We start from the raw sequence: 14,772 nt of genomic DNA, 5'->3' as shown, positions 1-14,772 counted from the left end.
CACCATGTCGCGGCCCGTGCCGCACGAGGAGTCCTGCTCATGAAGCGCTCACGCCCCAGTCGCGCCCTCGCGGCCGTCGTCGCCTCGGCGGCGCTCGCCGTCTCAAGCCTCACCGCGCCCGTCGCCTCGGCGGCGCCGGGAGTCGTCTCGTCGACCTCGACGGGACCGCAGCAGGCCGACATCACGGTGCACTCGGCGGCGATGGGCCGCGACATCCCGCTGACGATCCTCACCCCCAAGGACCGCTCGAAGCCCGCGCCGGTGCTCTACCTGCTCAACGGCGCCGGCGGCGGCGAGGACAAGGCCACCTGGCAGCGCAACACCGACGTCGTGAAGTTCTTCGAGAACAAGAACGTGTACGTCGTGATCCCGATGCAGGGCGCGTTCTCGTACTACACCGACTGGATCAAGACCGATCCGAAGCTGGGCGTCAACAAGTGGGCCACCTTCCTGGCCGACGAGCTGCCGTCGGCCATCGACACCACGTACAACACCACCGGCTCCAACGCGATCGCCGGCATCTCGTCGTCGGCGACCTCGGTGCTCAACCTCGCGATCCAGAACAAGGGCCTCTACAAGGCCGTCGGCTCGTACAGCGGATGTGCGAGCACCTCGAGCGAGTACGGAATCCTGTTCATGCGCATCGTCGTGGAGACCCGCGGCGGCGGCGACGTCCGCAACATGTGGGGCGAGCTCCGCGGTCCGCTGTGGAAGAAGAACGACCCGGTGATCCATGCGGCGGGACTGCGCGGCACGTCGCTGTACCTCAGCGCGGCGACCGGTCTCCCCGGTGAGCACGACAACCTCGCCGAGGTCCCCGACCCGATGGTGCTCGGCGACCGCATCGTCACCGGCGGCGTCATCGAGGCCGCGACCCGACTGTGCACCGAACAGCTCGCGGGCAAGCTGGCCCGCCTCGGAATCCCGGCGACCGTCGACCGTCCGATCGGCGGCACCCACTCGTGGCCGTACTGGCAGGACCAGCTCCACAAGTCGTGGCCGCAGATCGGTCGGGCGATCGGCGCCTGACGCCGAGCGATCTCCCGCGGACGCTCCCTGTGATTCGCGCCACGCGACCGGTACACTTGGGATGAGTGAGAAAAATCGTCTCAATCAGTGAGAGCTCAGGGAGTGGGAGATCCGAATGACCAAGCCTGCAGATGTGGCCGTGCGCGCCGGCGACAAGGTGTCGTCCGAAGCACACACGATGGAAGAACTGCTCGAGATCCAGAAGGCCGCGTTCCTGCGCGACGGCATCCCGGATGCCACGACCCGCATCGATCGGATCAACCGGCTGTGCCAGATGCTGCTCGACCACGAGGCCGAGATCACGGAGGCGCTGAACGCCGACTTCGGCACGCGGCCGCGTGACCTGTCGGTCGCGACCGACATCGCCGGCTGCATGATCGACCTCGCCCACCAGCGGCACAGCGCCGAGAAGTGGATGAAGGAGAGCAACGTCGCCAAGATCCAGGGGCTGCTCGGCTACAAGCAGCGTCTGCGCCGTGATCCGCTCGGCGTCGTCGGGATCATGGGTCCGTGGAACTTCCCGCTGCAGCTCACGATCGTGCCCGCGGGGTCGGCGTTCGCCGCCGGCAACCGCGTGATCATGCGTCCGTCGTCGGTCACGGCCCGGACCACCGACGTGATCGCCAGGGTGGCGCCGGACTACTTCTCCATCGAGGAGCTGGCCGTCATCACGAGCAAGCACGGCGGCGGCGCCGACTTCGCGAAGCTCAAGGTCGACCACATGTTCTTCACCGGCTCGCCCGAGGTGGGTTCGTCGGTGGCCCAGGAGGCCGCGAAGAACCTCATCCCGGTGACCCTCGAGTTGGGCGGTAAGAACCCGGCGATCGTCGATGCGACCACCGACATCACCAAGGCGGCCAACTTCCTGGCCGACGCCCGCATGATCAACGGCGGCCAGGTGTGCCTGTGCCCCGACTACGTGTTCGTCCCGGAGGCCAAGGTCGGCGAGTTCACCGAGAAGGTGATCGCCCGGTGGAAGAAGAACTTCCCGACGGTCCTCGGCAACGGCGACTACACGTCGACCGTCAACGACAAGAACTACACGCGGATCGTCGATCTCATCGACGACGCGGTGTCGCTCGGCGCCACCAAGACCCAGGTGATCCCGGCCGGCGAGACCCTCCCCGACGCGGATGCGCGCAAGATCCCGCCGACCCTGCTCACGGGCGTGAAGCCCGGGATGAAGATCGAGGACGACGAGGTCTTCGGCCCGGTCCTGACCGTGTACCCGTACCGCGAGCTGTCCGAGGCGATCGACAAGATCAACTCGGCCGGGCATCCGCTCACCCTGTACTGGGTCGGCGACGACAACGACAACCTCAAGAAGGTCGCCGACAACACCCGCAGCGGTTCGATCTCCGGCAACGACTTCGCGCTGCACCTGCTCTCTCAGGGGTTGCCGTTCGGCGGTGTCGGCCGTTCGGGCATGGGCAATTACCACGGTGAGTTCGGCTTCAACACCTTCAGCCATGCTCGCGCGGTCACGGTGTCGACGATGCCGATCAAGTTCGCCGAGATCGTCACCGCCCCGTTCAGCAAGCGCGACACGCGTCTGACGAACATGCAGATGACGGCGTGGCGGTTCCTCAACGGCCGGGCGATGAAGAAGGTCGCCAAGCGCCGCCGCTGATGATTCACTCCTGATCGATCCGCCGCTGATCGATTCTCGATCGGGCTGTCGCACCGGTTCCGATCCCGTCCCGGCTGATGCCGGCGGGGTCCGAGCCGGTGCGATACTCGTTCGGGGGGCAGCGCCCCGACGGCGATGCGGCCTCGTCGAACAAGCAAGCACTTGTTAGGGTGGGTGGAGTCGGACGAGGAGGACTGCAGTGGCGTCGAAGGCATCGACCGGCGGATCGCGCCGCAGAGACGAACTGCTGGGCATCGCCGGCGAACTGTTCGCCGATCGCGGCCTGCGCTCCACCACGGTGCGCGACATCGCCGACGGTGCGGGCATCCTCTCGGGCAGCCTCTACCACCACTTCGACTCCAAAGAGGCGATGGTCGACGAACTGCTCCGCGACTTCCTCGACTCGCTGTTCACCCGCTACCGCGGCATCGTCGACGCCGACCTGAGCGCCACCGACACCCTGCGCCACCTGGTCATCGCCTCCTTCGAGGCGATCGACGCCCGCCACAACGCCGTCGCGATCTACCAGAACGAGGCCCGACAGCTCGCCGGTCAGGAGCGTTTCGCCTACATCGGCGAGCGCAACGTCGAGTTCCGCAGCCTCTGGGAGGCCGTTCTGCACCGCGGCGTCCGCGAGGGCGACTTCCGCGCCGACCTCGACGTGGAACTCGTCTACCGCTTCATCCGCGACACCGTGTGGATCGCCGTCCGCTGGTACCGGCCGGGCGGTGCCAAGAGCGTCGAACAGATCGCCGACCAGTACCTGTCCATCGTGTTGGACGGCATCCTCCCGCGGTAGCGTCCCGCGAAGTCAGGCGGGGGAGGGGCGCCTGACCGACGCGGTGACCGTGAACTTCGAGTTCCGGGCGATCTGACGCGTCGGCCCGACGATCGTCTCCACCACCGGGCGGTAGCGCAGGTGCGAGTTCCAGACGCACCACAATTCGCCGCCGGGAACCAGGGTGCGGGCGGCCTCGGCGAAGAGGTGCCGGGCGATTCCCGTCGACAGCGCCGCATCGGAGTGGAACGGCGGATTCACGACCACGAGCTGCTGCGAGGCCGCACCGAGCGTCTCCAATCCGTCGGCCTGAACCACCCGCACGCGGTCGGCGACATCGTTGGCGGCGACGGTCGCCCGCGCCGACGCCACGGCCGCCGCCGAACGGTCGGTGGCCACGACGCGGAGTTCCGGGCGGGAACACGCCAGCTGCGCGGCCACCACACCGCTGCCGCACGCGAGGTCGACGGCCGACGTCGCATCGGGGAGGGCATCGCCCAGCACCGACAGCAGAAGACGGGTGCCGACGTCGATCCGCGTCCCCGCGAACACGCCGCCGTGCGCGACGACCGTGAGCCCCAGATCATCGTGCCGCTCGCTGCGCGGCCACGACGCGAGGGCGCCGGCGCCGGCGTCGGCATCGGGCGACCGCGCGAACAGGACACGCGACTTCTGCCGCGCACGGCTGACGTCGACGCGACCGAAGACGTCGCCCAGGACGTCGTTCATCGTCGGCGTCATGTGTTTGATCCGGCCGCCCGCGACCACGGTGACGGCGGGGTCGGCGTGCGCGGCGATCAGCGCCGCGGTCTGCGCCAACCGATCGAGGCTGCGCGGCAGACGCATGAGCACCACCCGGGTGCCGGCGACCGCGCCCGGCCCGAACGCGACCGACGTCACCCGGGCGTCGAGCCGGTCGGCATTGCGGGCCGTCGCCCGCTCTCCGGTGACGAGATCCTGGTGACTGCGCACCTCCGCGGCGCCGGCGGCGACAGCCCCGAGCGCCAACGCCCCGTAGGCGTCGTCGATCACCGCGACCGTGCCCGGTGCACTGGCCGCCAACAGTGCGGACGCCTCATCGAGGATCAGCCGGTCCGCAGCGTCGGACGCCGCCAGATCGGCACCACCGACGTCCGGATCGCGGCGCAGCGCAGTGAAGTCCACCCTCGGCAGCGTACCGACCTGCGGAAGTTTCCGGAATCGACGAGGGTCGGCCGTCGGGACGATGCGCGGTGCACAGCGTGTGCTCCAGGGTCGGGGCGATTCCGGAATCGCATGTCGTCGGCGGTAGCGTCGCGGGCATGTCTTCGCTTCCCACGGCGGCACCGCGACGGGCGATCCCCGTACCGATGCTGGCGACCCTCGCGCTGCTCTCGGCGATCGCGCCGCTGGCCATCGACATGTACCTGCCGGGTCTGCCCGCGCTCGGTGCCGACCTGCACACCTCGCCCGCGGCGGCGCAGCTGACGCTCACCACGTTCATGCTCGGCCTGGCCGCGGGACAGCTGCTGATGGGGCCGCTGTCGGACAGTCTCGGACGGCGGCGCCCCCTCGTCCTGGGGACGACGCTGCTCATCGTCGCCGGGATCGGGTGCGCGGTGGCGCCCTCGATCGGGGTCCTGGTCGCGTTCCGTTTCATTCAGGGACTGACCGGCGGGATCGGCGTGGTGGTGGCCCGCGCGGTGATCGCCGACCGGACCGAGGGCGACAGTGCCGCGAAGCTGTTCAGCATCATGATGATCATCACCAGCGCGGCGCCGGTGGCGGCCCCGCTGATCGGCGGCGCCCTCATCGGGCCGATCGGCTGGCGCGGCATCTTCGGCGTGCTCACCGGTCTGGCGGTGCTCATGCTGCTCGCTGTCCTCGCCTTCGTTCCGGAGAGTCTGCCGCGTGAACGCCGACACGACTTCCACGCCGGGGCGATCGCTCGGAATGTGGGAACGGTCCTGAAGAACCGCCGCTACCTGGGATACACGCTGTGCTTCTCCGTCGGTTTCGGCGCGATGTTCGCCTACATCTCGGCGTCGCCGTTCATCATTCAGGATCTGATGGGCTTCTCCCCGGGCGTCTTCTCGCTGCTGTTCGCGATCAATGCCGTCGGCATCGGGATGGCGGGCACCGTCAACACCAGGCTCGTCGGGCTGGTTCGGCCGCAGCGACTGCTCGCGATCGGCGTCGGCATGCTCGTGACGGTCGGCGTCGCCATGATGCTGACGACCGTGCTGGCGCCCGATCTGCACTGGCTGCTGCTGGTTCTGATGTTCTGCCTCACCTCGTCGTTCGGCCTCACCGCCGGCAATGCGACCGCCCTGGCGCTCGGCCAGGTGCGGGAGACGGCGGGATCGGGATCGGCGGTGCTGGGCACCCTGCAGTTCCTGATCGGCGCGATCGTCCCGCCGCTGGCCGGACTCGGCGGCGCATCCAGTGCGATCCCCATGGCGACGGTCGTCCTGGTCTGCACCCTGCTCTCGGCCGCTGCGTTCGCGACGACGCTGCGCGAATGATCTTCGGGAGGCCGGCCCATCACCGCGTCTCGACCCGCCTGTCGACATCGAACGCATGAACGATTCCCTCTGGACGCCGTGAGAAATTCAGAGTAATATAACTCACAGATACATCGAATGTATGAGCGTCTGATGGACGAACGGTTTCAGGGGGTGTTTCCGATGTCGACCGAACCGGCCACGCTTCCCGACGATGCGCTCGACCTCGCTCGCCTCCTGGTGCAGGTGACCGACGCGCTCCGCGACGCGAACCTCGACTCGCTCACCGAGGACGATCTCGTCACGGTGGCCGAGACCGTCGAATGCGCACGCCGCAAAGCCGAGGCCGCCGACGCGTCGATCATCACCGCGGTCTCCGACCGGGCCGCCTACCGTAAGGCTGGTTGGATCCGTCGGTCCCAGTTCCTCGGCTTCGGGTTGCGCCTGTCTCCCGGCGAGGTCAAGCGGCGCACCGTGGCGGCCTCGCAGATCGGTCGCCTCACCAACCTCCAGGGGGAACTGCTCGATCCCGTCCTGCCGACCGCGGCCGATGCCGTGGCAGACGGTGAGGTCTCCGCCGCACACGTCCTCGTGATCACCGATGTGATGCGCCGGATTCCCGACCGCGTTCCCGGCGACGTGATCGCCGCCGCCGAGGCCGACCTGGCCGCGGCGGCACGCACGCTGTCGCCGGACCAGCTCACCAAGGTCGGCATTCGCCTGCTCGCCCACCTCGACCCCGACGGGCAGGAGACCGACGACCGCGATCGGCGCCGTAACCGCAGTGTCACGCTGGGACAGCAGGACGTCCGGCTGATGTCGCGGCTCGCCGGTGAGCTCACGCCGCAGCTGCGCGCCAAACTCGACGTGATCCTCACCGCGTGGGCGGCGCCCGGCGTCAACAATCCCGACGATCCCGATTCGCCCCGCGGTGCCGCCGACGCCCCCGGTCTGGACCCCGCGGTTCTGCAGGCCGCCGCGGATCGAGATCTTCGCTCGCCCGCCCAGCGCAATCACGATGCACTCGAGGCCTTCGCCGACTTCGTCTTGGCGCACGGCGGGCTGGGCCCCTCGGATTCACTGTCGTCCCAGCTGGTCATCACCGCTGATCTCGCCGATCTCGCGGCCGGCTGTGGCATCGCGCTCACGGCCACCGGGACCCGCGTTCCGGTGGCGGATCTGGTCGACCTCGCGGCCGACGCCGTCCCGTACCTCGAAGTCTTCGCCGCGGGTTCACGACAGATCCTCTACTTCGGTCGCGGCCGGCGGCTGGCGAGCAGGGCCCAGCGATTGGCTCTGTTCGGCCGCGATCGCGGCTGCACCGCCCCGGGCTGCGATCGACCGTTCTCCATGACGCAGGCACACCACATGCCCGACTGGCAGCACGGTGGGCCCACCGACATCGACAATCTCGGCGCGGCGTGCGGCGGACACAACCGTGCGGCCAGCGCCGGTCCGGCGCGGTGGGACACCGAGGTCCTCGGTCCCGAAGCCGGGCCCGAGGCCGGTCGCGTCGGATGGCGGGTCGCCGACCGTGACGGACCCGTACGCACCAATCCGATTCATTACGCGGATCTCCCGATCCGACGACGACCACCCGATGCCCACCCGCCGTCGCCCGTGGTCTCCGATGCCGAGTACCGACTGCTCGCCGACCTCGCGGCACACCACGGTCCACCGATCGACGGGACGGACGTCCGGTTCCCGACCGCCTCGTAACCACGAGGAGGCCGGGGCACCGGCATGTCCGCACCCGTGCGGCAGAGGTTGCTGAAGTACTGACCGTAGAGATTGATCGAGGCAGTCACTCGTCGTGGCCATGAATGGGCCTGGCGTTCGCCGGGGGCTCCCCGACCTCCTGGATGGTGTGGCCGCTGCAGGCCGTCATGGTGACGGCGGCGTGCTCGATGCGCGACACGGCGAACCAACGCATCGCATCGCGCAGGAGGCACCATCCGACTAGATACCACCGGCCGCTCGTGGAAGCGAACAGCACAGGTTCGACGTCACGAGCAGTCGTGGTGCCCTCCCGCGACGTATAGCGAATGCGGAGCACTCTTTGCTCTGCCATCGCCTCCTCTATGGCTGACCGGATGGAGCGTGAGGAAGAGGGAAGCGAATTGACCCAGATCCGGTGGGCAAGCTCGTCGGCCTGCGCTCGGGTCTTGGGGTCGAGGACGTCCATGATCTTCCGGACCCCGGCCCCTGCCAGATCTGCATAGGGCGCATCTGACGCGGCGGAGACCGCCACCATGAGCGCCACGGCCTGCGCCGGGGACAGGGTGACGGGCGGAAGGGTCGCACCCTTGGCTAGCCCGTATCCCCCGCCTGGGCCAGGGCGGGACCAGATCGGCGCGCCGCTGTTCTCCAACGCGTCGAGGTCACGCTTGACAGTGCGGACCGACACTTCGAACTCTCGCGCCAACCGCTCGGCCGAGACGCCCCGTGCCCCACTGCGACGCAGCATCTCGGACAGTGCGTGTAGTCGCTCGGCTCGCTTCACCGCTCAAACCTCGATAAATTCATGACATAAATGGTGACACACTCTTGTCCAACAGGGCTGGGAGGCTTGTCCCATGACAACAACAAATAACAGTCGACCTATCGTCCTTATCCCAGGCCATTGGCTGGGAGCATGGGCCTGGGACGACGTCGTTGAGCACCTCGCAACCGATGACACGCACGCAGTCGCGATGACGCTGCCGGGTCTCGACGCGGACGACGCGGAGCGCGCGGCAAAGACGGTCGACGACCAGGCGGCAGCGATCAGGGACGCGATCGCCGAGCAGGGCGATCAGCCCGTGATCCTCGTCGCGCACAGCGGTGCCAACGGCCCCGTCAGTCTCGTTCTCGACCGGCACCCCGAGCTGGTCGCCCGGGTGGTGTGGGTCGATTCCGGTCCCGTGGCCGATGGCGCTGCGTTCGCATCCGAGTTCCGGGCCGAGCTTGAAGACTTGCCCCTGCCGTCGTTCGATGACCTTGGGCAGAAGGCTAGCCTCGAAGGGCTGAGCACCGAAACACTCGAGCGCTTCCGAACGAAGGCAGTCCCTGAGCCCGCTCTGGTGCTTCGCCAGTCCGTCGAACTCACGAACGAGGCCCGCAACAGCGTCCTGACGACCCTGGTGTGCTGCTCGATCTCGGGCGAGCAGGTGATGAAACTGGCCAAGGCGGGCCACCCCATGTTCGCGGAGGTCGCAAACCTCGAACGCGTCGATGTCGTAGACCTCCCTACAGGGCACTGGCCCATGTGGAGCCGGCCGCGTGAGCTCGCCGAGATCATTCGCGCAGCGTCGCAAACCAGCTGAACTGCACCCACAACCTGAAGGGGCCAGCCGATCCGGCTGGCCCCTTCTCCGTCTCGAAGGGAACTCATGACACATCCAAACGCTGCTCTCACACCGCGCCACCGACTGAAAGTGGCCCGCCTCGTCGTTGACGACGGCTGGCCGATCAGTGAAGTCGCAGCCCGATTCCAGGTCTCGTGGCGGAGAACCGATCCGTCGATACGAGCACGACCACCCCGGCTCAAGGATTCATGTGGATGTGACGAAGCTTGGCAACATCCCAGACGGCGGAGGCTGGCGCTACGTCGGCCGGCAGCAAGGAGAGAGAAATCGAAGCTCCACTCCGGACAAACCCCGGAACAAGTACGCCAACCCACTCATGGGAAAGGCCTACGTCCACACTGTCATCGACGACTATTCCCGCGTTGCACACGCTGAGATCCATGACGACGACACCGCGATCACCGCAACGGCGGTTCTGTCCCGAGCAGTGGAATGGTTCGGCCAGCGGGGAGTCATTGTTGAACGGGTGCTCTCGGACAACGGGGGTGCCTACCGGTCGCACCTATGGCGAGACACCTGCGCTGAGCGCGGCATTACGCACAAACGAACCTGTCCGTATCGGCCACAGACCAACGGGAAAGTTGAACGCTTCCACCGGACCATGGCCGATGGCTGGTCCTACGCTCGCTGCTACAAGTCCGAAAGCGAGCGTCGCGGTGAACTCACTGGCTGGCTGCACTACTACAACCACCACCGACCCCACACCGCCTGCGGAGGCCGGCCGCCCTTCTCACGATTGATCAACGTGTCCGGTCAGTACAGCTAGACGTCGTCGTCGGCGACGGGGCCGCCTTCGCTCTCCCAGTTCTCGATGCGCGCGACCGTGGTCCGCGAGAACTTGCGGCGTACACCGCAGCCGCCGGTCTCGTCTTCGGGGACGAAACGGGCACCGTAGTGCACGAGCGCCTCGGTGACCCGCTCGATCTCTGCGACGGTGAGCGCGTCACCGCCCTTCTCGTAGCGCCGAAGCGTCTCGGTGTCGATGCCCGAGTACCGGGCGATGGTCCGCGCCGACACCTGGATGAGGTGCCGGGCGGCGCGAGCGAGGGAACCGTCCATGTGGATCTCGATGTCAGCCATGCCTCCAGTGTCCCATCGAGGGCGACGCCGGGGCCCGATTCGCGGTGCTGCAACCGATCGTGTGGCGACCCATCGATCAGTTTCGGCGACGCCGCGGGTCTATATCTGTGACGGTGTCCACACGGGACGCCGCAGACGATGGGATCCGCCATGCACTCCACGATCTTCGTGAACCTTCCGGTCGCCGACGTCGACGCGTCGAGGACGTTCTTCACCGCGATGGGATACCGGTTCGACGACCGCTTCTGCAGCGACGAGAAGGCCGCCGCACTGATCCTCGGCGACTCGATGGTCGCCATGCTGTTGCAGCGCGACTACTACCAGACCTTCGTGCCCGGCCACGCGGTCATCGACGCCGTCTCCACCAGCGGCGCGATCCTCTGCCTGGACGTCGACAGCCGCGAGGTCGTCGACGAACTCGTCGGCCGGGCGGTCGCCGCAGGCGCCACCGTCGGCAGCACCGAAGACCACGGTTTCATGTACGGCACCTCGTTCTACGATCTCGACGGGCACGGCTGGGAGATCATGTGGATGGACCCGGCCGCAGCCGAGGCCGGTCCGGAGGCATATGCCGCCGCACAGAACAGCGTCACCGCACAGAACAGCGCCACCGCACAGAACAGCGCCACCGCACAGAATAGGGACTGATCGGGCCATGACCGACGACCGGGCTTTCGACGAGGCGACGGGCGCCCTGCGCGCCGAACTGCTGGCGCACTGCTACCACATGCTCGGCTCGGCAACCGACGCCGAGGACGTGCTGCAGGACGTCTACCTGCGCGCCTGGCGCAGCTTCGCGCGATTCGAAGGCCGGTCGTCGGTCCGGACCTGGATGTACACCATCGCGACCAACACCTGCCTGAGCGCGCTCGAAGGCCGGTCGCGGCGGCCGCTGCCGACCGGCCTGGGAGCCCCGGCGTCCGACCCGCGCGAACCCGTCATCGCGAACGCCGACATCGCGTGGCTGCAGCCGCTGCCCGACGGCGCCCTCGGCGATCCGGCCGCCCACGTGACCGCCCGGGAGAGCATCGGGCTGGCGATGGTCGCAGCGATGCAGGACCTCCCGCCGCGGCAGCGCGCGGTGCTGATCATGCGCGACGTCCTGGCGTTCAGCGCCGCCGAGACCGCCGACATGCTCACCATGTCCGTGGCCGCGGCCAACAGTGCGCTGGCGCGGGCCCGCGCGACGGTCGGCGACCGCACGCCACGGCAGGGCCGCCGCGTCGCAGAACTCACCGAGCGGGACAGACGGGTGTGGGACCGGTTCTGCCACGCGTTCGCCCGACACGACATCCCCGGCGTCGTCGAGGTCCTCGCAGCCGACGCGATCTGGGAGATGCCGCCGTACCCCGAGTGGTACACGGGCGCCGAGAACATCGGCGTCCTGTCGCTCACCCAATGCCCGGCGGCCGCCGCCGGCGACCTGAAGATGATCGCGACCGCCGCCAACGGTCAACCCGCCGCGGCCATGTACCTGCGCGACGGCGACGTGTGGCGACCCTTCCAATTCGACGTCCTGACCATCGTCGACGGTCGGATCGACCACGTCGGCGCCTTCTTCGAGCCCGAACTGTTCCGCATGGCGGGGCTGCCGGAGGTGATCTGACCGCACCGGCCGCCGCCCCCGGGAATGGATTCAGGCCCGGTCGGCGGGGGACATCGCCGACCGGGCCTGAGACTGGGGGCGCTACCGGGGGAGCGCGGCCAGACGCGCGTGCGCCTGGGTCATCACCGACTGGATCAGCTCGTCGCACGACGGGAGGTCGTCGATCAAGCCGACCACCTGGCCGGACGCGAGCACACCGGCGTCGGTGTTGCCGTCGACGAGACCCGCCTTGAGCAGCATCGGGGTGTTACCCGCCATGATGATCTGCTGCCAGGTCCGCTCGCCCGACTTCTTCATCGCCTTCCCGTCGCGCAGCATCGCGGTCCACCGCATGCCCGTCATCTGCTTGAACTCGTTGGCGTTACGGGCCGCGGCGACCAGCGCCTTGACGCGAGAACCGCTCTCGAGAGCCTGCACGAGCTCGGTCCGCAGCACACGGTGCGGCATGCCGTCGACCTTCGTGGAGACGACGGTGTCGTTGAGCGACCGCTTGAGGTACTCCTGTTTGACGCTGTCGGGCACCGCCGAGTCCGACGTCAGCAGGAAACGGGTGCCCATCGCGATGCCGTCGGCACCGTAGGCGAGGGCGGCCACCAGACCGCGGCCGTCGAAGAACCCGCCCGCGGCGATCACCGGGATCGACGTGGGGCCGTCCTGGCCGCCCAGCGCGTCGACCACCGACGGCAACAGCAGCGTCGTGGCGACCGGGCCGGTGTGCCCGCCGCCCTCGCCGCCCTGCACGATCACGGCGTCGGCACCCCACGAGGCCACCTTCACCGCATGCTTGGCGGCACCGATCGACGGCACCACGACCAGACCGTTGTCCTTGAGCTTGGCGATCAGCTCCTGCTTGGGCGCCAGCGCGAACGACGCCACCTTGACGCCCTCGCGGATCATCAGATCCACCCGCTCGTCGGCATCCGTCGCATCGGCCCGCAGGTTGACGCCGAAGGGCTGATCGGTGAGCGACTTGGTCTTCTTGATCGCGAACTCGAGCTCGTCGTACGTCATCGTCGCCGATGCCAGGATGCCGAGCCCGCCCGCGTTGGCGGTGGCGGCCGTCAGCGACGGACCCGACACCCACCCCATCCCGGTCTGCACGATCGGGTAGCGGACACCGACCAGCTCGGTGAAGCGGGTCGCCAGGGTGGGAGCGGTCACGAGCGGACCTCGCGGTCGCGCAGCCCCTTCGGGTCGACCACCTCGCGGATCAGCCGCAGCTGCTCCGCGGTCGGCGCGGCCGTGACCGGAGCCGACGCGAGATCGGCGACCGGGAAGCCGGTGTTCTCGGCGACCTCGTCGGCGGTCACACCCGGGTGCAGCGACAGCGCCCGCATCGTGTGGCCGGGCCCGTTGAAGTCGAAGACGCCGAGGTTGGTGACCACGCGGTGGATGTCGAGATCGTCGTACGCGGGGTTGCGTTCGTCGACCTTGTCGTAGCCGACGCCCGAGACGATGTCGACCTTCTCCGGGAACACCCGCGCGGTGTGCCGTGCCACCCAGTAGCTCGTCGGATGGTTGATCGTGTTGCCGGGCGCGCCGCGGACACCGAACATCTGCCGGGTCGGCTGCGAGAGCGGACCGAACGCCGACAGGTTCTGATTGCCGTACCGGTCGATCTGGTTGGCGCCCATCACCACGTGACGACGGCCCGAGGCGACCACGTCGAACACCTTGCTGAACGGCAGCCAGCCCTCGATGGGACCGGATTTGCCGACCGCGGGCGTGTCGGCCAGGATCAGCGCCTCCCCGTCGGTGAGGATCAGATCGGGTTCGGTGGTCAGGCGGGCCAGACGCGCGCCGATCAGCGGGGTCGTCGCCATCGGCGACGCCACGATCTCACCGGCACCGGTGAAGATGTCCGCGCATGCGGTCACGCAGTACTCGGCGCGGGTGGCGTCCGGGGACTCGGTTGCGGCGCTCACTTGTTCTCCTCCTGCTCGGCCTGCCAACGGGCCACTTCGGTCTGATAGGTCGCCTCGTCGACGTCGAGGAAGCGACTGCGGAACGCATCCCACCCGGCGTCGTCGCCCGCGGACTCGGCGTAGTGGCGCAGGAACGCGTCGTCGCGTCCGTAGCCGCCGGCCAGGGTGAAGTGGGCGCCGTTGGGCGTGTGCACCACGCGGTCGACGTTCATGCGGCTGATGACCAGCCGCTCGCGGGCGACGGAGTCGACGAGTTCGGAGGTGCTGACCACCTGGTCGGCCTCGAGGTACCGGCGCTGCGCGGACGCCAGGTACAGGTCGTCGAAGTACGGGTCGACGCCCGTGTACGCGGCGTTGCCGTGCGGGTCGGCCACGTCGAGGTGGACGAACGCGGCGTCGAGCTTGAGCGCGGGCATCGCGATCAGCGTCTGGGTGCGCCCGTCGGGGTCGGGATACGGCGAGTCGATGGTCTTGAGCTCGTCGCCCCAGAACTCGGTGACGGCCGAGCCGAGGCCGGCGCGGATCGGCATGAACGGGAGCCGGGCGGCCGCCGCCTGCAGACCGCACTTGATCATGCCCTCGTCCATCTCGCGGGCCTCGATGGTGCCCGAGGTGCGCGCCTTGGCGAACCACGGGTCGTAGAAGGGCTTGGCGTCGAGCGAGACGAAACCGTAGTACGCCCGCCGCACCTTGCCGGCGGCGCACAGCAGGCCGAGGTCGGCGCCGCCGTAGGTGACCACCGTCAGGTCCTTCACATCCGACCGCGCGATGGCGCGGATCAGCGCCATCGGCTTGCGGCGCGATCCCCAGCCGCCGATGCCGATCGTCATGCCGTCGCTCAGGTCGGCGACGACGTCGTCGAGCGACGACGTCTTGTCAGTCTTCGAAACCATG

General features: G+C 68.4%; 14 protein-coding genes and 1 pseudogene. 9 read left to right on the top strand and 6 right to left on the bottom strand.

Annotated elements, in window-relative coordinates:
• Positions 1 to 39 precede the first annotated feature (39 nt).
• The 3 genes from G528_RS0101890 to G528_RS0101875 all read left to right on the top strand — a co-directional run bounded on the left by G528_RS0101890 (position 40) and on the right by G528_RS0101875 (position 3,458).
• Positions 40 to 1,029: an alpha/beta hydrolase gene (locus G528_RS0101890; RefSeq protein WP_026917493.1), complete on the top strand. Its 990-nt coding sequence runs from the start codon at positions 40 to 42 to the stop codon at positions 1,027 to 1,029.
• A gap of 115 nt (positions 1,030 to 1,144) precedes the next feature.
• Entirely contained in the window at positions 1,145 to 2,659 is a 1,515-nt protein-coding gene (locus G528_RS0101885; protein ID WP_026917492.1) for an aldehyde dehydrogenase family protein, read from the top strand.
• A gap of 199 nt (positions 2,660 to 2,858) precedes the next feature.
• A complete protein-coding gene (locus tag G528_RS0101875) occupies positions 2,859 to 3,458 on the top strand; it encodes a TetR/AcrR family transcriptional regulator (protein WP_026917491.1) in 600 nt (199 codons plus the stop codon).
• 12 nt (positions 3,459 to 3,470) lie between these two features.
• Here the strand turns inward: G528_RS0101875 and G528_RS0101870 are convergent, their stop codons facing one another.
• A complete protein-coding gene (locus G528_RS0101870; protein WP_035718534.1) occupies positions 3,471 to 4,601 on the bottom strand; it encodes a class I SAM-dependent methyltransferase in 1,131 nt (376 codons plus the stop codon).
• A gap of 137 nt (positions 4,602 to 4,738) precedes the next feature.
• Here G528_RS0101870 and G528_RS0101865 point away from each other — a divergent pair, with 137 nt between their 5' ends.
• Both G528_RS0101865 and G528_RS0101860 read left to right on the top strand, forming a co-directional pair.
• Entirely contained in the window at positions 4,739 to 5,941 is a 1,203-nt protein-coding gene (locus tag G528_RS0101865) for a multidrug effflux MFS transporter (RefSeq protein WP_245569642.1), read from the top strand.
• 162 nt (positions 5,942 to 6,103) lie between these two features.
• Entirely contained in the window at positions 6,104 to 7,639 is a 1,536-nt protein-coding gene (locus G528_RS0101860) for an HNH endonuclease signature motif containing protein (RefSeq protein ID WP_026917488.1), read from the top strand.
• 85 nt (positions 7,640 to 7,724) lie between these two features.
• Here G528_RS0101860 and G528_RS0101855 read toward each other — a convergent pair whose 3' ends face one another.
• Entirely contained in the window at positions 7,725 to 8,423 is a 699-nt protein-coding gene (locus tag G528_RS0101855; RefSeq protein WP_026917487.1) for a helix-turn-helix transcriptional regulator, read from the bottom strand.
• Between the two features lie 73 nt (positions 8,424 to 8,496).
• On the opposite strand from G528_RS0101855, the gene G528_RS0101850 reads away from it, so the two are divergent.
• Positions 8,497 to 9,225 (top strand): alpha/beta fold hydrolase, encoded by a 729-nt coding sequence (locus G528_RS0101850; RefSeq protein ID WP_026917486.1) that lies wholly within the window; start codon positions 8,497 to 8,499, stop codon positions 9,223 to 9,225.
• Positions 9,226 to 9,291: 66 nt separating this feature from the next.
• Positions 9,292 to 10,033: pseudogene (locus tag G528_RS18130) on the top strand (DDE-type integrase/transposase/recombinase).
• Here G528_RS18130 and G528_RS0101845 read toward each other — a convergent pair.
• Positions 10,030 to 10,347: a helix-turn-helix domain-containing protein gene (locus tag G528_RS0101845; RefSeq protein ID WP_026917485.1), complete on the bottom strand. Its 318-nt coding sequence runs from the start codon at positions 10,345 to 10,347 to the stop codon at positions 10,030 to 10,032. The pseudogene G528_RS18130 and the gene G528_RS0101845 sit on opposite strands and share 4 nt — an antisense overlap.
• A gap of 150 nt (positions 10,348 to 10,497) precedes the next feature.
• On the opposite strand from G528_RS0101845, the gene G528_RS16080 reads away from it, so the two are divergent.
• The gene (locus G528_RS16080; protein WP_051198169.1) at positions 10,498 to 10,995 is read left to right on the top strand and encodes a VOC family protein; all 498 of its coding nucleotides are present in this window, start codon (positions 10,498 to 10,500) and stop codon (positions 10,993 to 10,995) included.
• 7 nt (positions 10,996 to 11,002) lie between these two features.
• A complete protein-coding gene (locus tag G528_RS0101835; RefSeq protein WP_026917484.1) occupies positions 11,003 to 11,953 on the top strand; it encodes an RNA polymerase subunit sigma-70 in 951 nt (316 codons plus the stop codon).
• Positions 11,954 to 12,034: 81 nt separating this feature from the next.
• On the opposite strand, the gene G528_RS0101830 is transcribed toward G528_RS0101835, so the two are convergent.
• The 3 genes from G528_RS0101830 to G528_RS0101820 are packed head-to-tail and all read right to left on the bottom strand — an operon-like array spanning position 12,035 to position 14,771.
• On the bottom strand, positions 12,035 to 13,114 hold the full coding sequence (locus tag G528_RS0101830) for an NAD(P)H-dependent flavin oxidoreductase (protein WP_026917483.1): 1,080 nt from the start codon (positions 13,112 to 13,114) through the stop codon (positions 12,035 to 12,037).
• Positions 13,111 to 13,878 carry a CoA-transferase subunit beta gene (locus tag G528_RS0101825; protein WP_026917482.1) on the bottom strand — a complete coding sequence of 256 codons (768 nt, stop codon included), beginning with the start codon at positions 13,876 to 13,878 and terminating at the stop codon, positions 13,111 to 13,113. Before G528_RS0101825 ends, G528_RS0101830 begins: the two co-directional genes overlap by 4 nt.
• Positions 13,875 to 14,771: a CoA transferase subunit A gene (locus G528_RS0101820; protein WP_026917481.1), complete on the bottom strand. Its 897-nt coding sequence runs from the start codon at positions 14,769 to 14,771 to the stop codon at positions 13,875 to 13,877. The genes G528_RS0101825 and G528_RS0101820 overlap by 4 nt, the downstream gene beginning before the upstream one ends.
• Position 14,772: the final 1 nt, after the last annotated feature.

Origin of the sequence: Gordonia shandongensis DSM 45094, from assembly GCF_000423025.1 — a bacterium.
Classification (GTDB): Bacteria; Actinomycetota; Actinomycetes; order Mycobacteriales; family Mycobacteriaceae; genus Gordonia; species Gordonia shandongensis.
This window is presented reverse-complemented; position numbering and strand designations above follow the sequence as displayed.

Coding starts and splice junctions, on each gene's coding strand:
- G528_RS0101890 (WP_026917493.1), top strand. CDS start 40: ATGAAGCGCTCACGCCCCAGTCGCGCCCTCGCGGCCGTCGTCGCCTCG.
- G528_RS0101885 (WP_026917492.1), top strand. CDS start 1,145: ATGACCAAGCCTGCAGATGTGGCCGTGCGCGCCGGCGACAAGGTGTCG.
- G528_RS0101865 (WP_245569642.1), top strand. CDS start 4,739: ATGTCTTCGCTTCCCACGGCGGCACCGCGACGGGCGATCCCCGTACCG.
- G528_RS0101860 (WP_026917488.1), top strand. CDS start 6,104: ATGTCGACCGAACCGGCCACGCTTCCCGACGATGCGCTCGACCTCGCT.
- G528_RS0101850 (WP_026917486.1), top strand. CDS start 8,497: ATGACAACAACAAATAACAGTCGACCTATCGTCCTTATCCCAGGCCAT.
- G528_RS0101845 (WP_026917485.1), bottom strand. CDS start 10,347: ATGGCTGACATCGAGATCCACATGGACGGTTCCCTCGCTCGCGCCGCC.
- G528_RS16080 (WP_051198169.1), top strand. CDS start 10,498: ATGCACTCCACGATCTTCGTGAACCTTCCGGTCGCCGACGTCGACGCG.
- G528_RS0101835 (WP_026917484.1), top strand. CDS start 11,003: ATGACCGACGACCGGGCTTTCGACGAGGCGACGGGCGCCCTGCGCGCC.
- G528_RS0101820 (WP_026917481.1), bottom strand. CDS start 14,771: ATGGTTTCGAAGACTGACAAGACGTCGTCGCTCGACGACGTCGTCGCC.